This window comes from Methanosalsum natronophilum (assembly GCF_024808815.1).
GTDB lineage: Archaea > Halobacteriota > Methanosarcinia > Methanosarcinales > Methanosarcinaceae > Methanosalsum > Methanosalsum natronophilum.
In genome coordinates this window covers 122,324-143,735 of sequence record NZ_JANUCS010000002.1, presented here as the reverse complement: position 1 = coordinate 143,735, position 21,412 = coordinate 122,324, and the positions used below count along the sequence as shown (strand labels likewise).

Here is a 21,412-nt window from a genome sequence, read left to right as displayed (position 1 = left end):
CATGACCAAAGAATACAAAACAATCGTTGAGATTTCTGGACCACTTATATTCCTTGAAAAAACTGAACCTGTAGGATACGATGAACTTGTTCAGATCAATTTGCCTGATGGAACCACAAAGAGAGGTCAGGTACTTGACACATCTGAAGATATAGTTGCAGTACAGGTGTTTGAAGGTACTGGTGGTTTAAATGATGAATCAGGTGTTATATTTACTGGAGAGACTATTAAGTTATCCGTATCAAAGGACATGCTTGGTAGGATTTTATCAGGATCTGGTGAACCACTTGATGGTGGACCTCGAGTAGTACCTGATAAGAGATTGGATATTAGGGGTGCTTCAATGAACCCTTACTCCAGGAAACAACCTGAAGAGTTCATTCAAACAGGTATCTCTACTATTGATGGTACCAATACACTTGTGCGTGGTCAGAAACTTCCGATCTTCTCGGGAGCAGGTTTACCTCATAACGAGATCGCGTTACAGATTGCAAGACAGGCTAAGGTCAGAGGTTCTGAAGAGGATTTCGCGGTAGTCTTTGCTGCAATGGGTATCACTAACGAAGAAGCACAGTATTTCATGCAGGATTTCGAGAAGACAGGTGCTCTTGAACGAGCTGTGGTTTTCCTGAACCTAGCAGATGATCCTGCTGTTGAACGATTGATCACACCTCGTATGGCATTGACGGCTGCTGAATATCTGGCATATGAACATGACATGCACGTACTTGTTATCTTGACAGATATCACTAATTATTGTGAATCTTTGAGACAGATCGGTGCAGCTCGTGAAGAAGTACCAGGTCGTCGTGGGTACCCTGGTTACATGTACACTGACCTTGCTTCGATCTATGAAAGGGCCGGTGTTATCAAGGGTCAGAAAGGATCAGTTACTCAGTTCTCTATCCTAACAATGCCTGGTGATGATATAACACACCCAATACCTGATTTATCTGGATATATTACTGAAGGCCAGATAGTAGTTTCAAGAGAATTGCACAGAAAAGGTATTTATCCACCTATCAATGTCCTACCGTCACTATCACGTCTAATGAACTCTGGTATTGGTGATGGTAAGACAAGAGATGATCATAAAGCAGTATCTGACCAATTATATGCTACTTATGCAGAAGGTAGGGACTTGAGAGGTCTGGTCGCTATCGTTGGGAAAGAAGCATTGTCTGAAAGGGATCAACATATCCTTGAATTTGCGGATGTCTTTGAAGATAAGTTCGTGAGACAAGGTCGTGATGAAGATAGGGATATTGAAGATGATACTCTAAGGATAGCGTGGGAGATTCTCTCACAAATGCCTGAATCTCAATTGACCAGGATCGATAATAAATATATACAAAAATATCATCCAGAACACAAGGATAAGAACGAATGATCTTTGAGCAATATAGGTGATAATCATGGGCGCAACTGAAGTAAAACCAACTCGTTCGGAACTCATTGAGATCAAGAAAAAAATAAAACTCTCTGAGAGTGGACATAAGCTACTTAAGATGAAGAGGGATGGTTTGATCTTAGAGTTCTTTGAGATCTTAAATCAGGCAAAAGATGTTAGATCCGAGTTGGATGCAGCCTATGAAGAGGCTAATACTAAGATAGGAATTGCAAAGGCAGTTGAAGGTACCATTTCAGTGAAATCAACTGCATTTGCTTTAAGCGATGAACCTGATATTGAACTCGAAAGTAATAATATAATGGGTGTAGTAGTACCTAAAATAAAGTCTACAAGTGTATCAAAACCAATGAATAAACGTGGGTACGGTATACTTGGAACCAGTTCCTATATTGATGAAGCTGCAGAAGCTTATGAGATATTAGTTGAAAAAATCATTCTCGCTGCCGAGATCGAGACAACTATCAAGAAACTACTTGACGATATTGAGAAGACTAAAAGGCGAGTTAATGCTTTAGAGTTCAAAGTGATCCCTGAACTGACAGAATCAATGACCTTTATCAAACTCAGGCTGGAAGAAATGGAACGAGAGAATACGTTCAGGCTTAAGAAGATAAAGGATAAAGCGGAATAATTATCTTATTATTACGCTAAAAAAAAATGAAACAGGTATCCAGTACTTATGAAAGATAAAAAGTTTTTGAAAAGGCGAACATTTCTGGACGATCTCATATTCAAGTACAGTAAACCTGAAAAGACTGTTCATATCCTGAAATGGGCATGGGTAGTATCTCTAGTGGTCATGCTCATAGGGTTCATTATAATATTGTATAATATTAGAAATTACATTCCTTGATTCTATAAAAGGGATGTACATTATTTTTTTTATAGTCACTACTGTTCTTTAACTTGAGTTCAGGTAGAAACACATATATCTATTGATAATATCAATAATATCAATATTATATTTATTTGAATTGTTTTTGAAGGTATGAGTTGTTATGACCGAGTTTACAAAAATACATGGTAATGGTAATGATTTTATAATAATTGATGAAACCAGTGAAAAAATAGTTCCTGATAATGAGAAAGCGAATTTTGCAGTAGAGTACTGTGACCGCAGGTTTGGTGTAGGTGGTGATGGTGTTATTTTTATATCGAGACCAGAGAATGCTGATCTTAAAATGAGGTTATTCCAGCCGGATGCATCTGAGGCCGAGATGTGTGGAAATGGGATACGATGTCTTGTGAAATATGCTTATGATAATCAGTATATCCCAATTGGTGAATCTACTGTGGAAACCATGGTAGGTACATTAAAAGTATCTACACGTGAAGGTGAAGGGAAATTCTGGGTAAATGTGAATATGGGTGCACCTTTTGAGAAACGAAAAGATCTACCTGCTGAAGGTGAACCTGAATCAGAGTTCATGGACGTTGAAATGCATGGATATGAAGTATCTGTAGTAAATACAGGTGTACCACATGCGATTGTGTTCGTTAAGGAACTTGATAAGATTGATATCCTGGATGTTGCACCACGTATTAGATACGATAATGTGTTTCCAAATGGTGTGAATGTAAATTTTGTTAGTATTGTTTCAGATTCAGTTATTAAAGTTCGCACATATGAGAGGGGTGTGGAAGATGAAACTTTAAGTTGTGGGACGGGTTCAGTAGCCGCTGCATACTTATCGTTTAAAAAAGGATATACTGATAATGAAGTAGAAGTACATACACAAGGCGGGATACTTAATATCCAGGTAGATACTGATACTACTTTCATGGAAGGACCCGCGGAAACTGTTTATAGTGGAGTAATCCTTAAATAAATAACTAACATAGATTCTATCAAATAGTATTTTCATTTTAGTAAGTATATTGGATAAAAGTTCATTTACTCAAATTGATTTTAAGAAGTTGGTTTTTAATGACGGATTTACCATGGGAACAAAACAAGAAAACTGGTAAAAATAAGGACGGGAGTTCTGAAACCGTTGAATTTCCATGGGAACAGGGTGATAATGAACCCAAAAAAGACATTTCTGCTGATATTTTTAATAGTGCTTTTGAAGAACAGCCGTTACAAGAAGTATCTTTGGAAGACATTCCTGATGATGAGGATGAAATAGAGGATTTAAATGATCTTCAGTTCAATGAGATCCAAGACATTTCCGATCCAAGTCAATTCGAAGAAGGTGAAGAACCCCCATTTCTTGATGTAGCAAAGGTTGCTGCTGAAAGTAAAGGTAAGAATGAAATAGAGCGGCCACCGTTTGAAATTGATTCTGGCGATGAGGATATCAATAACTTTGCACCACCATCATTTGAAGGTATACCCGATATTTCTAATCTATCATCTGATGAAGAGCAAGGAGCTGTACCTGAACAAGAAAAACATGACATTCCACCGTTTCTTGATGTAACTAAAAGTTCTCCACAAAAGGAAAAGTTACCTTTCACAAATGAAAATAATGAAACAGAGTCTGTTGATAATGAAGTTCCTACATTGGATTTTAATCTAGATAAGAATGTAGAAATACCTGATTTCCAGAAGGATAATGAACTATTTGACCAAACCGAATTAGAATCAATAGATCTCGAATCTTCTAATAGTTTTATTGAAGATGATATAAAAACAGAATTTGAAAAAATTGATACTCCTATAATTCCTCAAAAAGATTCATCTGAGAATAACACTGAGATTGAAATGGATGAAGCACAGTCATCTTCTTTTGAATTTCAAAAAAGTGATAATAAGAATAATATTGAGGACCCTGTTGAGACTATCAAAAGGATTAGGGAACAATTACTTGAAAATCGGAGAATGAGGGAAAGTAAGGATTACAGTGTTCAGTCATTAGATGATGAAGATTCATCAATTTCTGCAGAGATACCTTTTGATGAAGGTCAATTCGGTTCAGATGATAAAGAAACATTGAGACCAAAAACAACTTCTAAAACCATGGATGAAGTGAATGAACCAAGCTCAGTTCCAACTAATCATACACAGTTCGAGTCAATGGGAAGTGGCATGCAGGATAAACCTGAAACGGGAAATGTGAAAGAAACTAATAAAAAACAATATCAAGTACCAGTATCTTCTTCGGTACAGCACGAAACTGAACCTAGCCCATTCATTCCGCCTGTCCAGGGTCTTAGTACTAAGGGTACTAGTCCAGATGTTGGACTAAATGAAACTGACAATATGTCCAATACTAATTTTGAAACACCATTTCAAGAAAAAACACCCGATGATTTCGATCCATTTTCAGATGAGGATTTTTTTGGTGGTGGAATTGATGAAGATGATGGTATTCCACAGACTAAACAGAGTTCTGTTAGTATGGTCATGAACAAGGCCTCTTCTTTTTTTAAGAAAATGGTTCAAGGTCTTAGTAGAGGTGGAAGTTTAAAAGATAGAATGGACGATATCAGTTCTGATTTGAACAGGGATAAAGAAAGTCCCTTTTTAGAAGAAGATCCATTTCAAGATGAGATTGAAAAGAATAAAGATGATACTGATATTTTCAGTACACCTTTTGAAGAACACGATCCGAAAGATCATACAGATGAACCTGAAACTTTTCAACATAAAGGTTTAGATTTAGAGGAAATTGATGATAATGATACCTCATTTGAATTTAAACCTAATGAATCTGAACCTGTACCAGACATCCAAAATAACAAAACACCTATTGAAGTTGAAACTGATGAGTCTGACACAATAACAGGTATCCAAAAAAGCAAAGAGTCTGATATATCAGAATCAGTCACTATAGATGAAAGGACAGAAGACCATTCTAAATCCAAGATATCACATGAAGACGAAACAAACGTTGAACTAACTGGTAAAGATTCGGAATTAGATGAACTAAGACAAAATATCACTGATCTTAGAAGTTCAGTTAATGATATTAGTCAAATGGATAGTAAACTAGAATCATTTAAATCAGATATAGTTGAGATTGTTAACACTGAACTCAATTCAAGCACTAAACGAACGAATGAAATCAGTCAAGAGATTGAACGTATTAAGGAAAACGTACAACAATTTCGTGAAGAAAATGAATCTAATAAGAAGAACTTGTTGTTATTAGGAGATAGTATTCAAGAACTGAAAGAATCTCAAGAAAAATTAATGCAATCAGTTCAGGATACATATACTAATTTTGATACGGATATTCAAGAACTGAAAAGTAAGGTTACCAAGTTAGATCAGATCGATGAGATTGAAGAATGTGTGGCTGAAATCAACCAGAAAAACGAGGATATGGAAAAAGTTTTTGATGATCTGGGTGCAAATGTAACTACTATTTTAAATGAACTTTCTCAAGCATACGATTCGAACGAAGAACTGAGAACCAATATTAGTACTGATATTTCTCAGCTATATAAAGAGATGAATAAATTCACTCAACACGTAAACTCTGAACTGAGAAAGATTGGCGGGAGAGGCTATTCATTTTCAAATAATAATACTAATAATAATGTATATCTCTCCCATATTCAAAAAAACTCTACTAACATTAAGTTATGTTTAGAATGGGTCTTAATTTTAATGAAAATGGTTGGTAGGAATAATATCGGTTCGATCTTATCTTATTATGAAGAACTTGGGTGGATCAGTACGGATGTTAAATTAGAGCTATTAAAATACGCTGAAAGTATTAATTATTATGAGAATAAAGATCACTGGAAACTCAACCCTGAAGATCATTTAAGGTCTATATGGTTCATTGAAAGGTTGGCTGGTGTGAAGATTGATAAGAACAGGCTTTCTATAGTTGATAAGGATATTGAAAAGGTAAAGAAAGGTACCGAGATATATGGTATATGAGCGGATAAAATGTGTTCATAAAAGATTTTGGTGTAATGATAGGGGACAACTTACTATAGATTATCTGGTAGCCATTATTATTTTCATGGCAGCTGTCTTTTTCGTATTACAATATACTGCATCTTTATACTTACCTTTTCACTCAAGTTCAGATGATGTTAATATTATAATTGACCGTATCTCTGGAAATGTCATGGAGCAAAGAATAAGTGAATCTGACCTGGAATCAGGTTATGTTATCAGTCCGTCTAAAAAACAGTCTTTTTTCACAGATTTGAACAATGATTATGATTCAGTACGTGAAGAACTTGGATTGATTGGTTCACATAGGTCATATGATATTAATATATCTGTAATTGATAGTTCAAATAATGTTATTTCTACAAGCGGTGCACCCGTACCTTCCAGAGGTGATATTGGTCAGATCAGACGTATCGGTTTGTATGCTAACCCTACTTCAGAGAGTGGTCATGAACTTGTGAGTATATCATTTAGGATATGGTGATATTTTGAAATTGTTCTTTTGGTGTAATAATGATGAAAAAGGTCAAATGCATACATTTGAAGCAATAGTTGCAGCTATAATCATTATTGGTGGAATGTTGTTTGTAGTACAAGCAACTGCACTTACTCCCCTCACATCATCAACTGCGAGTGTTTATATTGAAACACAATTACAGACAATGGGCCAGGATACACTTTCAGCACTCGCGAATTCTAAAGGTAATAGAGATTCTGATCTGAAACAAGATATATTGAATTGGGATGGACACACATATATTTGGAGTGGTTACACTTATCGTTCGGCTTCCAATTCAAGCAATGAACTAGATATGGATAACAGTTCATTGGCCAGTGCAATGTTACAAGTAGCAGTTCCACGTGGTATAGCGCACAATATAGAGTTCATATCACTTGATCAAAATAATGAGATGGTTAAGAAGGTGTACATATACAGCGGGGACCCTTCAAACAATGCAGTAACTATATCCAAACCAGTCGTGATTAATGAATCTGATATTCTCGAAGATCATATTGAGGAATTTGCAAGAATTACTGGAATTGAAAATTATTCGGATTCGAATTATTATAATACAGTAAATGTTAGATTAACACTATGGAGGATGTGAGAACCTTTTGCAAATATTTGATGAAGATGGCCAATTGTTACTAGCAGCAGCATTTTCTATAGCAATACTCGTGTTGGTATCCACAGTGTTACTCAATAGTATAATATTTACTAGTAACATTGCAGCAGACTCGGGTTCTGATACAATGATATATAAGAACAATAATTTGATTCAAGCTACCACAAATGCGTATCAGAACGCTTATGAGCATGATATAGGATTGAATCAGACCTACTTATCAGATTTTGAATCTAACCTTAAACGAATGTACGCGCAGGAAGGGTATCTGATATCTACAAGACAACATGATATTTTCACACCATACTTTACAGAAACTGGTATGGCTGGCGGTGCTGGGGATTGGATTGTTGTCAAGAATGTAAAAACTGTTAAAAATATGGTATTTGAAATAGAAAGTCTTGAAAGTCTTGATGGAACTGATTTTGAGGTAAAAGCTTTAGACAGCAATAATAATATTAACTGGTCAATATCGTATAATGGTTCTTTTGAATTAGATAATGTTGATGAGAGTTTTGATAATGTTGACGAAATTGGTAATTCAACGATTAGGTTAAGTAACGGTAACGATTCATCTGTTCACAATATTGTTATTAGGAATGGTTCACAGGTTACTGGCTATTATTTGATTGAAGGTACACTTGATAACTCGGTTGAATATCACGAACAACGTGGTAAAATGATCAATGTTACTTTTAATATTAATTCAGCAAGACATAGCACCAGCACAACTATTCCTATTTCACTACCTTTCAATTATTCCAATAATGAGGCTTGAATGAAATGAAAAAACTGGTCAATGATGAAAATGCTGTTTCTGTTTCAGTAGGATATATTCTAACATTTGCTATCACAGCACTGGTTATTGTACTGATAATGGGTTCCTTTTTCATGCTTGTTGAGCAGACAGAGAATAGAGTGAGTTATGACGAGTATAAAGTATATGCCAACTTGATATCTAATCAGATATCTGAGATGGATAGGTTCATTTATTCTATTGAATCTCAAGGTGGTGCAGTGAATTCTATGGAGTATGAGGTAAAATTACCTCTAACTATTGCAGGAAATTATTATACAGTTGAACTCTGTAACAGTTCTGAAGAGATCATATTCACATCACAGACACCTACAAGCACTCAGTTCAGAACACCGTATTCCATCAATTCGAACACTGAAATAGCTTCTGGAATAATTTATGTATCTCATAAGAACCATTATTTGATCTATGATAATGAAACTAAAATGATAATGCTTGAATGACCCTACAAAATCTAATTATATTTTTTAGAAGTTGAAATTATGGTATTAAATAAAATGATGAAGTCAGAAACCGCAGTTTCTGAGATATTAGGGTATATCACAGTACTTGGTATTATGCTGATTGCAATATCAGTAATTGTGGTATCAGGATACCCTGCAATAGAAAATATCCAGGATACCGCGCATCAGGAAAATATAAGGCAGAGTTTTGTGGTAATGAGTTCAAGTTTTGATAAATTGTTTGAAGGTACAGCTCCTTCTAAATCGGTTGAGATGAAGTTATATGATAGCGAGGTTGCTATAAGAGGTTCGAGTTATATCAATATCACCTCCACCACATCCGATGGTCCTGAACATTATGAGCGTCAATTAAGGATGGTTGAAATTAATTATAGGGATAATTCTTTAGCTTACGAGAATACCGGTGTTTGGGAAAAGGATGGGTATGGTAATACACAAATGATATCCTCACCTAATTTTGTTTTAACAGATGATTCAATGATAATCCCTGTAATGTTATTTACAGGAACTCAAAGTATTTCTGGGCAGAGTGTTATAAGAATAGTTGCAGAGAGTGGTTCTCGCTCAGTCATAGTACATCAGGATGTGTCTTCTGTATCTATTACATTGGTATCTGAATATTATCGTGGTTGGGCAAGATACTTTGAAGATGAGATAGGTATGTCAGTGGCTGAGGATAGTGAAAATGAGTCAGTATATGCTTATATTGGCGACCTTGATGATATTGATGTGTATATTTTGTATATCCCAAACAGATTAGCTATTGAACAATAATCATTTAATATGATTAAATTAATAAATTTATAGGAAAGTTACAATAAAGGATGTTATTGTTGTGTTCCAAAAGTTTTTAAGGTCAGAGAAAGCCGTTTCTTCAGTAGTTGGAATGGTACTTATTATAGGGTTGACCATAACTTCGATTGGTATAATTCTGATATACTCAGTACCAGCAATAGATGGTATTGAGAATACAGTTAAGGTCAAGAACATGGAACAGTCTTTTTCTGCACTCGATGCTAGAATGAGTGAAGTTACATTAGGTGAAGCTCAATCACAGGTAGTAGATATACCATTAATGCGAGGTAGTTTGAATATCAATAATCCTGGAACTTCTGATATTGAAAGTAAACTTGCTATTGTAATCATTAGTACAGATGCTGATATTTATGAAAAATATATGGACTCGGGGCTTGTATGGGGTGCTTGGGATGAATATCATGAGAATGAGATTGATTTCATCATAAGTGAAATGGGTTCAATTGAATATACTCGTGGTGGCCATAAAGTAGCATATGAAGGTGGTGGTGTTTGGTCACAATATCCAAATGGGAGGTCTATAATGGTATCACCACCAGAATTCCATTATAATGGTGAGACTTTGACACTGCCTATCATGAACATAACAGGTTCAGGGTCAATAAGTGGGAATGGTGATGCTGGTTTATCATTGACTTCTGATAATGCACCAGATCAATTGTTTCCTAACAATGATAGTTCTAATCCACTTGATGCGGATAAAATCTTGATATACATAAAAAGCGAATATTATGATGCTTGGGCATCTTATGCAAATTCACAAACATATAGTAGTGCTGTAATGGATCATGAAAATAAGACTGCAGTGATTGAACTAGATGTAATACCACCTATGGGTAGAAATAGTTTATCAAATTTTTTCAAAGTTGGTGCTGTTGATGATACCGTTATTTCGCCTATACATTCATTTAAACTAGATTTTTATGGGGCAGGGCCAAGTCCGAGTAAAGGAAATCCCCAATCTGGATTGAGGACATTAAATGATAATATGACAGCATCTTCTGGGTCAAGATCTCTAGAATATCATTTCCATGGTAAAGGTAATGAAGTTACTTTAGAGGTAACCTATGAAGATAGTGATATAAGTGATAAATCTGAAGTATGGGAGATTAAAAAAGCTTTTCCTTTAGAAGACTCCGATATGGATGGGTATGAGCATTCTGAAATTGATCTTTTAAGCAAAGAGATTTATCTGAGCTTTAAAAGTGATGAATTTTATTCCAATCTTACGGCTACCAATAGCACCATAAAAGGTCCTGTTGATTACGAATCTCTATATAATATAACACAGCATTACATGAAGCTGATTACAGAAGAAGGATCTGTAGTTTTTGAGCTTAGTGGTAAAGAGTCAAGCCCTGTTTGTTTTTCTCATTCAATGATTGATATAAATTATGACACAAGACCGGGTAGTATGATATATCTCCACGTAACTGAGAATAAAGTTAATGTGGAATTAACTTAACTAATTTTTTAAAATCAGTATAATATCACCTAAATCCACTTTCATATTCAAAAGTTTGGCCTGGGCCCAAAAATAACTCAAAACTTATATATTAAAATCACTAATATTACATATCAAGTAACTGTGATTTGAGATTAAATTATTTTTTCATATTCTGTATTCTTTAATATTTGAGGATATTGATGTTGATTAGAATATGATTATCAGGGATCTCAAGATTATAGTCAAAGGTTGGGCTTTTTCATGGTAGATAAAAGGATATTTGTGTTAATAGGGGTTCTTATACTAATTATTGGTATTACTGCAATTTTTACTACTCAGGTAGTTGATGATGAAAGTGAACATGTTGAGATAGTTGCAACAATGTATGCTCTTGGTTTCTTGGCAGAAGAGATTGGTGGCGATAAAGTTAATGTTGATCTATTGATACCAGAGAATACTGAAGTACACTCGTGGTCACCATCTTCTTCAGATATATTGAAAGTAAGCAGGTCAGATATGTTTGTTTATAATGGTGCTGGTCTGGAACCTTGGGTTGAAGGTAATCTGATCCCATCTATCAGTACTGACGGGATAAAGTTAGTAGAAACAACTAAAGGTCTAAAATTAGTAGAATCTACTGAGATCGATCTCACACGCCTGTTCATTTTCGATAATGATGAGACTAATACACATGTTTATGACATTTATGGTACAGATGCCATTTCCGTAACATCGTTAGATTTTGGTAGCGAGTTGAGCCGTGATGCTAATGTCCCAAGTGCACAGAACATATATGGTTATATGTATCTCTTTGTGCCTGATAATAAGGGGATAACAGTACTTGATACTGGATTACATGGTGACCATTTTCATTCACCTCGCACGATCACAACAATAGATGCTGAACAACCAGGTGATTATGCAATATCACATGATAATAAGAAAGTAGCTTTTGCAGTGAATGGTGAACAGGAAGTTCTTGTAATTAATATAGATAATCCTAATATTGATCGTAAATATGATATTGGTGATATTAATGAGGGTGAAGGGACTCTGATAATTCAATTTGATAAGGATGGCTTATTATATGTTGCTAACAAGAACGCAGCAGAAAATGAGAATCTCAGGATTATAGATACCTCTACACATGATGTCGTAGCAGAAGGAAATGCGGGTGATTCTCCTTATAGCAGTATTTATTCTAAATATACAGGTTATGTTTATTTTACTACAAATGATGGTATTCTAAAAGTATCCAATACAGGAGAATCTGAATTAATAGAGTATACTCATGAAGGTTCATCGAGTTTAGTTGAGTCGTGGGTAACTCTTGATGGTGGAAAGCTTGTATCACTTATAGGTGATGATAACGATAGTAAACTACCATACTCTGGTATTGTAGTCTATGACCTTGTAGATGAAGAGTTGGTAAGGGAAGTCCCAATTGAACTTGATAGGACCACAGACTCAGATCATGATATCCCCGCACAAACTTTATTTTTGCAGGAACAGAATATTTTGGCAATATCTGATCCAGAGGTAGGAAATATTGAATTAATTGATATCGAAGATGGAAGTATGGCCTCGATACAAATTCAGGGCAACTTTCCTCAATCACTAAGACTTGTGGGTAATGAAGATATTGGTATTCTCTGGTCAGTAACTTCAGATGGTTTAGTGCATGCGATTGATTTGAATAATAAGGAAGTATTAGATCAGTTTGAGTTGGAGGAAAGCTTGGGTAATGACCTAGCTCTTGCACAAGTTCCTGTAGAAACTCCTGCAACTGAGGGTGATGAGTTATATGACCCTCATACATGGATCAGTCCCTACGTAGCACTTAAACAAGGTCAAAACATTTACGAATCACTTGTTGAAATTGATCCTGAGAATGAAGAGTATTATACACAAAGGTGGAATGAACTTAAGTCTAAGCTAGAGGACTTGGATCAGAGGTATATGGAAGAACTTGCTGAAACTGAAAAGGATGAGATTTTCGTGTCCCATGAAGCGTATGGATACCTTGCAGATAGGTACGGTTTCACTCAAGCTGGTGTCATAGGAATAGAAGCAGATGAACAACCAAGTTCTTCTGCAATTGCTGCTTTAGTTAATAGGATGATCGAATCGGAAACTTACGTGATCTACCTTGATCCTATTTATTCAGATGCGTACATGAATACCTTAAAAAGGAACGTGGAACAGATCACAGGTCAAGAAGTTAAAGTAGAAACATTATATTTAATGACTGGTGAGATTGATGGTCTGAACTATTTCGAGCAAATGGAACATAACCTTGAAGTCATTAAGATGGGCTTAGAAGCCAAATAAAAAGGAAAAGAAAAATAAAATATTATATATCTCAATACAACCTTTTTTACATGTGAAATCTGGGATGTATTGATGTAAAGATGGATTTTATGTTTAGTTTCAAAAAGTTTAGGGTAAATCAATCATTTGGATGAATAAGAGGTGAAAATGGTAGTTTTGTTTAATTAAATGAGTATATTTATAGATACTATATAGTTTCAGCATTTATGGTTCCATAAAACTACCAATAAAAATGAACATGACGAATCAGCAGAGTTTCGATGATAATGACGTTGTCCTGGAAGTAGATGGTCTGGACGTTTATAGGAGTAATAGTAAGGTAGTGGAAAATGCATCATTCTCGATCCACCGAGGTGATTATGTAGGAATAATCGGTCCAAACGGTGGTGGGAAAACCACATTACTCTTAAGTATCCTCGGTGAGATTCCAGTAGATAAAGGTCATATCAAGATGTTTGGTGAACCTAGTCATAAGTTCAGTCAATGGGATAAGGTAGCATACATTCCTCAAAATGCAATGGATTTCGATCATTTCTTTCCATTAAGTGTGAAAGAACTTGTTTCACTTGGCCGTGTACGAAGATCTAACCTGTTTCGCAGCCTTAATTCTAAGGACTGGGAAAAAATAGATGAAGCTATTGAGTTCATGGGACTCTCGGAACTATCTGAACGAAGGATTGGACAATTATCAGGTGGTCAGAAACAACGTGCATTCGTTGCAAAAGCTCTTGTAAGAGATCCTGAACTCCTTTTCCTGGATGAACCGATTTCAGGTATGGATTTTGAATCTCAAGAGAAATTCTATAAGATGTTGAGTAATCTTAACACTCAAAGAAATATAACCATAATGGTAGTTTCACATGACCTCACTGCAGTTTTTTGTCGAATGTCTAGAGTAATATGTGTTAACCATAATGTACACGATTCTCTGATCGAACCCGATACTGACCCGAACAATATCCTGAAAAAAGTTTACGGTGAACACTTCCATTTCGTGTTCCATGACCATAAATGTAAAGGTGAATTCAATGGTGTTTGAACCACTTTTAGGTGATCTACCACAATTGTTGAGAATGCCTTTTTTTCAAATGGCACTAATAGGAGGGTGTCTAGTATCTATAATATGTTCTATAATGGGCTTGTTCTTAGTATTAAGACAAGAGTCTATGATAGGTGATAGTGTTGCACATACTGCATTTGGAGGTATAGCACTAGGGTTACTTTTGGGGATCGACCCGATACTTACTGCAATGGTGATATCTGTATTGGCACTTCTAGCAATATCATATATGAGGAGTAAGGGTATTGCACAATCAGATTCCGCAATGGCGATAATGCTTGCAGGTGGATTTTCATTAGGTCTTATTATTATCAGTATTGCAGGCGGTTTTACAGTAGCTATAATGGATTATCTTTTTGGCTCGATATTGACAATAACATGGTCGGATATGTTGTTGATAGGAATACTTGCAGTTGTAGTAATATTGGTGGTGATATTGTTATATAAGGAACTAGTAGCCATAACATTTGATGAACGAGCTTCTAGAATGAACGGTATACCAGTTTCTGCAATCTCTATAGTGTTCAATATTCTTATGGGTATCACAATAGTACTTTCAATAAAAGTTGTGGGAATTATATTAGTTGTTGCACTTTTGGTCTTGCCGGCTCTTACTGCACTCCAATTCCAATTATCGTTCAGGAATACTATAATTTATAGTATTATGTTCGGGTTAATCAGTATGATCACGGGTATTATTGTTTCTGGTATGATGGATGTAGCAGCTGCAGGTGTAATTGTATTTACTGGAATACTCATTTTCCTGGCAGTCACGGGCTATAGAAGATATGTAGTACCTTCTTGAACTTATTTTATTAAAAGAAAAAGTAGTTCAGAGCTCATGTACAGCAACATGCTTCTGTATATGATATATATTTATACATTTCTATTGTTTTTGCTAAGTAAAGCTGTATAAAATATCACGCATTTTTATAACTTTCAAATAAAGCATAATATGATGAGCGGATTGGGGAGTGGGGGTTATTTTATAAAAAGAGTTAACCGCTCATCAAACTATACTATTCTATTTATAGGATATAAAGATGTCGATTAAAATTGATAATTTAGTGTATGAAAGTTAGATTACTACCTTAGTGTATATACACTTAGTCAATAACATGTTTTTTTGTTTATTAGTTCTTGCATTTTAAGCTTATTAAATAAAAGAAGTAATATGGAATCTTTTAAACATTCATTTCTATATTGAACTGCAATTGATATTAGTGTTCACCTTTCATACAAAAAACATTAAATTAACTTAAATTAATTAATTTAGAGAATGTAGTCTAACGATTAAAAGTATATTATTTACTCTGAATATTAATTGGTTAGGGTGGATTTAAAATAGCTAGGTACTCATATTTTAAAGTATAATAAAGGGAAGTGTTATCAATGGTTTGGATTAAAAAGGAAAGTGCTGCGAAACTAGCTGCTATACTACTATTTCTTGTAGCTTTGTTTATCACATTAACATGGCCAAATTCTGATCCAGTAGATGAGGTAAGTGTAGATGATCAAGTCAATGGAGTTATAGAGTTACCTGACCCGGATATTGATAGTGATTATTCAGTAGAACAAACCATTGAACAAAGGAGATCAGTGAGGAGTTTGGATGCTGAAAAAGGGCTGAGCTTAGACCAAGTTTCGCAATTATTATGGGCTGCACAGGGAATAACTGATGATGATATGATGTATCGTGCAGCTCCTTCTGCAGGGGCTACTTACCCGTTGAAATTATATGTTTTAGTTGGAAATAATGGCGTTGAAGAGATTAGTGCAGGAGTGTATCTTTATAATCCAGATTCACACCAGCTTGAACTTGTAAAGGAAGGAGATATAAGGTCTGATGTGTATCAAGTGGCGTTAAGACAATCTCCGATCAACAATGCACCAATTTCTATTATAATGGGTGCTGACTTTTCACGTACAACTGATAGATATGGTGATAGGGGTGAAAGGTATGTGTATATGGAAGCTGGGCATAGTGCTCAAAATATTTATCTTCAGGCTGAATCACTGGGTTTAGGCACGGTTGTGATTGGTGCATTTGATGATGGTAATGTACACAATATAGTGAATATGGATGAAGCACATGAACCGCTGTATATAATTCCAGTGGGATATCCTAGATGATGTGGAATTTCCAAATGTAGAGTATTTGCATATAATTATTTAACAGACGAAAAAGTGAAAAATTTTAGGTTTAAGTTGAAGAAAAAAATAAAATTCATATTGAAACCAATTTGAAATATTTTATAAAAAAATAGTGCATTAAAGACCTTTTGTAATTTATTGAGAATTTTAATTCATAAAATAATAGAGGTATTTTAAATACCTCCAACACTTTACAGATTATACTTCATTTTCTCCTGTACATCATTAAAAATGTACCAGTCAATCCGATTAGACCAATTAGAACTAATGGGTTTGTTGTTGGTACTTCAACACCAAATGGATTTCTAATTAGAATTGATTCAGTAACTACATTTTGGATTGTGCACTCTGGATGCAATGAAGCTTTAGTAGTTACTTCATGCAATCCAGTAGGATAGTTACCTATGTTTAGAGTGGCAATACCATTCTCATCTGTAGATGTGTTTCCAACAGAGTTTCCATTGACATAAAACTTAATGTGAGAACATTCAAGAGGTGTTCCTTCATTGTCAGTGAATTTTGCTTTAAGCACAAAATCAGTTCCTGTAATAGCCATCTGATCTCCTATATAGCTAATCTTGGTTGAATTTAGATCAATCCAAGGTTCATAGTTAACCATTGAAGAAACTGAATCTCCTGTACCAGGTCCTTCACCCGAAGGTCCAGAGGAGTCACCCCACCAGTTGTAGCGAGCGTCTACTTGGCCGTTTGATGCTAGTACACCCCAGCCATCGTTATTACTATTACCAATAATACAGTTATTGAGTGCAATTGTTCCATCAGCACTTCCGAATTGTCTTATTGCAGCCCATCTTGACCCGGTTAAAGCATTATCTTTAATGTAATTACATTTTATAAGAGTATTATTCGAATTTCCCCAAATAGTAAAACCATCTCTAAGTGCATTTGTAATACTGTTTCCTTTAGCTACTGTATTATCTGCACCATAAACAACAATTGATTCCCTAGCTTCTGAAATAGTATTGTCAAATATCTCATTATTATCCGTAAATCTAACTTCAATACCACCACGGGCATCAATTACTTTGTTCTCATAAATTTGGTTATATCCAGCATCATTACGAACAATTATTCCTCTCCAACCAATGTTGTGTCCAGCTCCATGAAGTTCTGCAGTTCCACCACCAATATTATTATTTCTAATTATATTGTTGCCACCACCATGGGCAATATAAATAGCTGTTTCAGTTGCTTCGATGTTCAGATTTTCTACTGTCATATTATCGCATCCAAACAAGAACACAGCACCTGCATTCTCTGGAACTGATTTATGCGATTCATCTTTCCAGTAAATCAGTGGCTTGTCATTTACATTATTGGATTCGTCGATATCATGTGATCGTAGTATTTCAATACCATCAATTATATCAGCAAAGGATAATCCTGCATTAATAAGCTGATTATTACGAACAGTAATATTTTCAGCATGGTAAAGGAATAATCCACGTGGTTGCCTTTCAGTGCCCCAGCTACCCTGGTCGCGCACAATATTATCTTTCACTAGGTGATCTTGTCCTCTAACATTTATAGACCACCTTTTAATATCTTTTACAATATTATTTTCAATGGTGTTATTCGAATTTCCGACTCTGACTCCGTTTTCTGCATTTTGTACTGTAAATCCTGAGAAAATCACTCCCTCAGAATTTATATTTACAAGTATTGTATCAATATTGCCCCTGTCTATAATAGTTTCTTCAGGACCATCTGTGGATATAACTGTTAATTGTTTGTTGATGACTACACTCTCTTCATAAATGCCCGGTAGTACAAAGATTGTATCTTCATTTTCTGATTCAGACACTGCCATATTTATTCCAACGGATACAAATGATCCGCTTGATATGTAAGCTCCTTTGTCAAAGCTGTTCATATTTACTATTTCATCGATCTCAAGATTGTCTTTGAGTGTATCATTTCCTATCAGCAGATGGTAATTGGTCAGGTTTAATCTGTCACTGTTAAACTCATTACCGACAATCTCAGTATCTGTACCTCTGCATCTTAAACTGTTTGCATATCTGTCAGTTTCACCACTGAATGTATTATATGATACATTGGCACCATTTGCATCAATAGTAGCCAGTGTATTACCCTGTGGATTTCCTTCCGGATTAATTCCACCGGCTATACCGGTGATAAGATTGTGTGTGAATGTTATGTTTGCTTTATCATCTCCTCCAATATATATCAGATGACGTGGTACATTAGAGAGGTCGAACTGTTCTCCTGTACCCTCACCCGCAGGATTATCTCCTAAAAAAGTTTGACCTGAAAATTCATTCCCTGTAATCACAAGACCGTCAATCACAGCACCCCATTCCGATAAAAGTCCAGTTTCACCATCAGCAACTATATCATTACCTCCGATGTAGGTATTGAAATGTGAGTCTTTTAAATAAATTGCTGCATTTTCTATTCCTGGGCTTCCATCATCAAAACCTATTATGGTAAAACCCTGACTCGAGGCTCCAATCTGTACATTTTCAGTTGTTCCTTCAAGTATAATTGTTCCTAGTGCACCATTCGATATTCCCTCGATAGTCGTTTCAGAAGCTCCTTCCGATGATAAAAGTATAATGTTCTTGTTGATCACAAGGTTTTCTTCATAAACACCAGGTCTTACCAGAACAGTATCTCCATTATCTGCTGCATCAATCGCACCTTGAATTGTGCAGAAAGGATCACTAGATGTTCCGACTCCAGGGCAAGTCGCACTCGCATCAACATAGATAGTTGAAGTTGCAGCTGCCAAACCTGAAAATGCAATCAAAATTGTTCCCACTGCAATACATAAGCATAATATTTTATTCATAATTAACCCCCATTAAATATTTTATATATACTGAGATATAATTTTTCAGATAAGCCTTAAAAAATATCTCCTATGTGAGTTACTTCTTCAATTGTTAAATAAATCGCGAATTAAGGTTCCTGAATTAAGTTTCAGAACAAAAGTAGAATTATATGTACAAATAAAGGGTTATAGAAATTAGTTAGTATCCTATAAAGATCAACAAGATTAACTTGCTTTTTCTAAAGTCTTAGAATCTGTATTTGAACTTTTAATAGCCTGCAGATATCAATATGTTGGTTCCAAAACCCTATTTGCTAAAAAAATGTTAAACTAAATTTAATATTTTTTCAAAATTAGAGATGAAGCTTATTAGCTATATTTTAATAGAGCATATTATAGAGTTTAAGTATGTTCATTATCCACGGTTCAACAAACACAATTGTCGTGGTATATAAAAAGAGGTGATTAGTGAAATTAATTAGTTAATTCTACTCTGAAACATGAGTTCTATTGAATTCATGCTATAAGCAAAAAACAGTACTTCGGCTTTGTACGGCATTCCAAAGCATGTGAAAATTCGAGTATGTATACTGTGTGCACAGGGAACAATTGGTGATTTTAAAAAAGAAAAAAAGGTAACAACACACAGGTGTGTGCTGTTAGGTTTAGACGAATCTAATATTTTGGTCAGATATTAACTGGTCAGTCTGCGTATCAATTAATAGTAGCCTAACTGTTGTGCCAGATTCTGTAACATTCCCATCAGTCTCTTCAGAATCTTCTACAGTACCTATTTCGATAGTGCCATCATCCTCAAACACTATTAATGTATCTCCAACAGAGATTGAATCTACATCATCGGTTGATGCGATATTATCATTTATAGTAGATCCATTATTCGAGTAAGAAAGCTGAATTCTTGTTTCATCACCTAGGCCAACTGTTTGTCCACCACGATGGCTCAAAGCAATTGCATTGCCACCCTCATCTGTTGTTGCTGCACTTGCGCTCAGACTTGCCTGTGGTGCCGATTCGACCTCACCACCGAGTCCAAACACGAACGCTGCGATTACTGCTGCAAGGATCACGGTGATGGCTACCATTAGGATAACGCCGATGACCGGTGAAACCGCTTCTTTTCTTTCGATTAGTTCTTTAAGCTTATGCACTTATTTCCCTCCAATATAATTATTATTTAGCTATTATTTTAGTATGTATATGTACTAAGTTTTGTTCTACAAGTGTCACTACATATAGTTATTAGACTTCATATATTGCACATGAACTTGAAAACAATTGATTATTGAATTAGAATGTATATTTTTGGGACCATGTACAGTTTTCATTAGTCTAATCACACGATTTTTTATGTTCTTATCTAAGCTAAGATATGTAGTTTACATTAGAATCTTAGATACTACAAATAAGAATATATATGTATAAATAAGTTTGTGGACATGATTTGGTTAAATAGATACTAAGTCATGTACATGCATGAACAATTTTTTTATTTATAAAGTGCATTTATGTTCTATAAACTAATATTGGTTTAAAGTAAAAGTTAAATAAGTGATATTAATCAATATACTAGTAAGTTAATTGGAGGTTACCTTTTTGGAAAATAACCTATACAAGAAAATATTGATTGCAACTGATGGTTCTGAGAATTCTCGTAACTCTGTAAAATTAGGCATACAAATAGCAAAATCTACAGGTGCAGAAGTTCATGCGGTCACAGTTGTTCCTTCGTTATCGTTACCAACACAGATGAAAACACATATTGAAGAGCTTGATAGTCCATACTGCACAATAAAACAAGTAGCAAACAAGGCAATAGGGCATGTAATCGATATTGGTAAAAAAGAAGATATTCATGTGAAAGGTGTAATTCTTGAAGGCCATCCACCTGACCAGTTAACATGCTATGCACATGCCAATGATTTCGATCTAATTGTGTTAGGATCGCTTGGTAGAACAGGGTTCGAACGGTTTCTAATTGGTAGTGTAGCAGAAAAAGTTGTTCGTCATTCAAAGATAAAAGTTCTTGTTGTACCCTCATCTAAAAAGAAGAAAGAGGATGATTAACCGGAACATAAATGTATTAATACC

Annotated in this window: 18 protein-coding genes; 16 read left to right on the top strand and 2 right to left on the bottom strand. The window is 35.1% G+C overall.

Going from position 1 to position 21,412, the window contains the following annotated elements:
• Position 1 precedes the first annotated feature (1 nt).
• The 15 genes from J2T59_RS02130 (at position 2) to J2T59_RS02060 (ending at position 16,464) form a co-directional block, all read left to right on the top strand.
• Positions 2–1,390, top strand: a complete 1,389-nt coding sequence (locus J2T59_RS02130; protein ID WP_259133494.1) for an ATP synthase subunit B — start codon at positions 2–4, stop codon at positions 1,388–1,390.
• A gap of 25 nt (positions 1,391–1,415) precedes the next feature.
• Positions 1,416–2,042, top strand: coding sequence for a V-type ATP synthase subunit D (locus tag J2T59_RS02125; protein ID WP_259133493.1), 627 nt, complete (start codon positions 1,416–1,418; stop codon positions 2,040–2,042).
• A 48-nt stretch (positions 2,043–2,090) separates the two neighbouring features.
• Positions 2,091–2,264, top strand: a complete 174-nt coding sequence (locus J2T59_RS02120; RefSeq protein ID WP_259133492.1) for a hypothetical protein — start codon at positions 2,091–2,093, stop codon at positions 2,262–2,264.
• A gap of 145 nt (positions 2,265–2,409) precedes the next feature.
• Complete coding sequence (gene dapF, locus J2T59_RS02115; protein WP_259133491.1) at positions 2,410–3,240, top strand: diaminopimelate epimerase; 831 nt, start codon at positions 2,410–2,412, stop codon at positions 3,238–3,240.
• A gap of 98 nt (positions 3,241–3,338) precedes the next feature.
• Positions 3,339–6,248: a FlaD/FlaE family flagellar protein gene (locus tag J2T59_RS02110; protein ID WP_259133490.1), complete on the top strand. Its 2,910-nt coding sequence runs from the start codon at positions 3,339–3,341 to the stop codon at positions 6,246–6,248.
• Entirely contained in the window at positions 6,238–6,753 is a 516-nt protein-coding gene (locus J2T59_RS02105; RefSeq protein ID WP_259133488.1) for a DUF7287 family protein, read from the top strand. The genes J2T59_RS02110 and J2T59_RS02105 overlap by 11 nt, the downstream gene beginning before the upstream one ends.
• A 4-nt stretch (positions 6,754–6,757) precedes the next feature.
• Complete coding sequence (locus J2T59_RS02100; protein WP_259133486.1) at positions 6,758–7,378, top strand: DUF7288 family protein; 621 nt, start codon at positions 6,758–6,760, stop codon at positions 7,376–7,378.
• 7 nt (positions 7,379–7,385) lie between these two features.
• Complete coding sequence (locus J2T59_RS02095) at positions 7,386–8,174, top strand: hypothetical protein (RefSeq protein ID WP_259133484.1); 789 nt, start codon at positions 7,386–7,388, stop codon at positions 8,172–8,174.
• Between the two features lie 5 nt (positions 8,175–8,179).
• Positions 8,180–8,656 carry a DUF7266 family protein gene (locus tag J2T59_RS02090; protein ID WP_259133483.1) on the top strand — a complete coding sequence of 159 codons (477 nt, stop codon included), beginning with the start codon at positions 8,180–8,182 and terminating at the stop codon, positions 8,654–8,656.
• A gap of 39 nt (positions 8,657–8,695) precedes the next feature.
• Complete coding sequence (locus J2T59_RS02085) at positions 8,696–9,451, top strand: DUF7289 family protein (RefSeq protein WP_259133481.1); 756 nt, start codon at positions 8,696–8,698, stop codon at positions 9,449–9,451.
• Between the two features lie 61 nt (positions 9,452–9,512).
• Positions 9,513–10,958 carry a DUF7289 family protein gene (locus tag J2T59_RS02080; protein WP_259133479.1) on the top strand — a complete coding sequence of 482 codons (1,446 nt, stop codon included), beginning with the start codon at positions 9,513–9,515 and terminating at the stop codon, positions 10,956–10,958.
• Positions 10,959–11,201: 243 nt separating this feature from the next.
• Positions 11,202–13,271: a metal ABC transporter solute-binding protein, Zn/Mn family gene (locus J2T59_RS02075; protein WP_259133477.1), complete on the top strand. Its 2,070-nt coding sequence runs from the start codon at positions 11,202–11,204 to the stop codon at positions 13,269–13,271.
• A 232-nt stretch (positions 13,272–13,503) separates the two neighbouring features.
• Positions 13,504–14,310, top strand: a complete 807-nt coding sequence (locus tag J2T59_RS02070) for a metal ABC transporter ATP-binding protein (RefSeq protein WP_259133475.1) — start codon at positions 13,504–13,506, stop codon at positions 14,308–14,310.
• Positions 14,300–15,136, top strand: a complete 837-nt coding sequence (locus J2T59_RS02065; protein ID WP_259133473.1) for a metal ABC transporter permease — start codon at positions 14,300–14,302, stop codon at positions 15,134–15,136. Before J2T59_RS02070 ends, J2T59_RS02065 begins: the two co-directional genes overlap by 11 nt.
• A gap of 587 nt (positions 15,137–15,723) precedes the next feature.
• Positions 15,724–16,464 (top strand): SagB/ThcOx family dehydrogenase, encoded by a 741-nt coding sequence (locus J2T59_RS02060; RefSeq protein ID WP_259133471.1) that lies wholly within the window; start codon positions 15,724–15,726, stop codon positions 16,462–16,464.
• 226 nt (positions 16,465–16,690) lie between these two features.
• Here J2T59_RS02060 and J2T59_RS02055 read toward each other — a convergent pair whose 3' ends face one another.
• Together J2T59_RS02055 and J2T59_RS02050 are read right to left on the bottom strand one after the other, a co-directional pair.
• The gene (locus J2T59_RS02055) at positions 16,691–19,321 is read right to left on the bottom strand and encodes a right-handed parallel beta-helix repeat-containing protein (protein WP_259133470.1); all 2,631 of its coding nucleotides are present in this window, start codon (positions 19,319–19,321) and stop codon (positions 16,691–16,693) included.
• A 647-nt stretch (positions 19,322–19,968) separates the two neighbouring features.
• Entirely contained in the window at positions 19,969–20,472 is a 504-nt protein-coding gene (locus tag J2T59_RS02050) for a type IV pilin domain-containing protein (RefSeq protein ID WP_259133469.1), read from the bottom strand.
• A gap of 445 nt (positions 20,473–20,917) precedes the next feature.
• Here J2T59_RS02050 and J2T59_RS02045 point away from each other — a divergent pair, with 445 nt between their 5' ends.
• Positions 20,918–21,388 (top strand): universal stress protein, encoded by a 471-nt coding sequence (locus J2T59_RS02045; RefSeq protein WP_259133468.1) that lies wholly within the window; start codon positions 20,918–20,920, stop codon positions 21,386–21,388.
• Positions 21,389–21,412 lie beyond the last annotated feature (24 nt).

Bases quoted from the DNA above. Each gene is read 5' to 3' on its own strand.
- J2T59_RS02130 (WP_259133494.1), top strand. From the start codon at position 2: ATGACCAAAGAATACAAAACAATCGTTGAGATTTCTGGACCACTTATA.
- J2T59_RS02125 (WP_259133493.1), top strand. From the start codon at position 1,416: ATGGGCGCAACTGAAGTAAAACCAACTCGTTCGGAACTCATTGAGATC.
- J2T59_RS02120 (WP_259133492.1), top strand. From the start codon at position 2,091: ATGAAAGATAAAAAGTTTTTGAAAAGGCGAACATTTCTGGACGATCTC.
- dapF (WP_259133491.1), top strand. From the start codon at position 2,410: ATGACCGAGTTTACAAAAATACATGGTAATGGTAATGATTTTATAATA.
- J2T59_RS02110 (WP_259133490.1), top strand. From the start codon at position 3,339: ATGACGGATTTACCATGGGAACAAAACAAGAAAACTGGTAAAAATAAG.
- J2T59_RS02105 (WP_259133488.1), top strand. From the start codon at position 6,238: ATGGTATATGAGCGGATAAAATGTGTTCATAAAAGATTTTGGTGTAAT.
- J2T59_RS02090 (WP_259133483.1), top strand. From the start codon at position 8,180: ATGAAAAAACTGGTCAATGATGAAAATGCTGTTTCTGTTTCAGTAGGA.
- J2T59_RS02085 (WP_259133481.1), top strand. From the start codon at position 8,696: ATGGTATTAAATAAAATGATGAAGTCAGAAACCGCAGTTTCTGAGATA.
- J2T59_RS02075 (WP_259133477.1), top strand. From the start codon at position 11,202: ATGGTAGATAAAAGGATATTTGTGTTAATAGGGGTTCTTATACTAATT.
- J2T59_RS02070 (WP_259133475.1), top strand. From the start codon at position 13,504: ATGAACATGACGAATCAGCAGAGTTTCGATGATAATGACGTTGTCCTG.
- J2T59_RS02065 (WP_259133473.1), top strand. From the start codon at position 14,300: ATGGTGTTTGAACCACTTTTAGGTGATCTACCACAATTGTTGAGAATG.
- J2T59_RS02060 (WP_259133471.1), top strand. From the start codon at position 15,724: ATGGTTTGGATTAAAAAGGAAAGTGCTGCGAAACTAGCTGCTATACTA.
- J2T59_RS02055 (WP_259133470.1), bottom strand. From the start codon at position 19,321: ATGAATAAAATATTATGCTTATGTATTGCAGTGGGAACAATTTTGATT.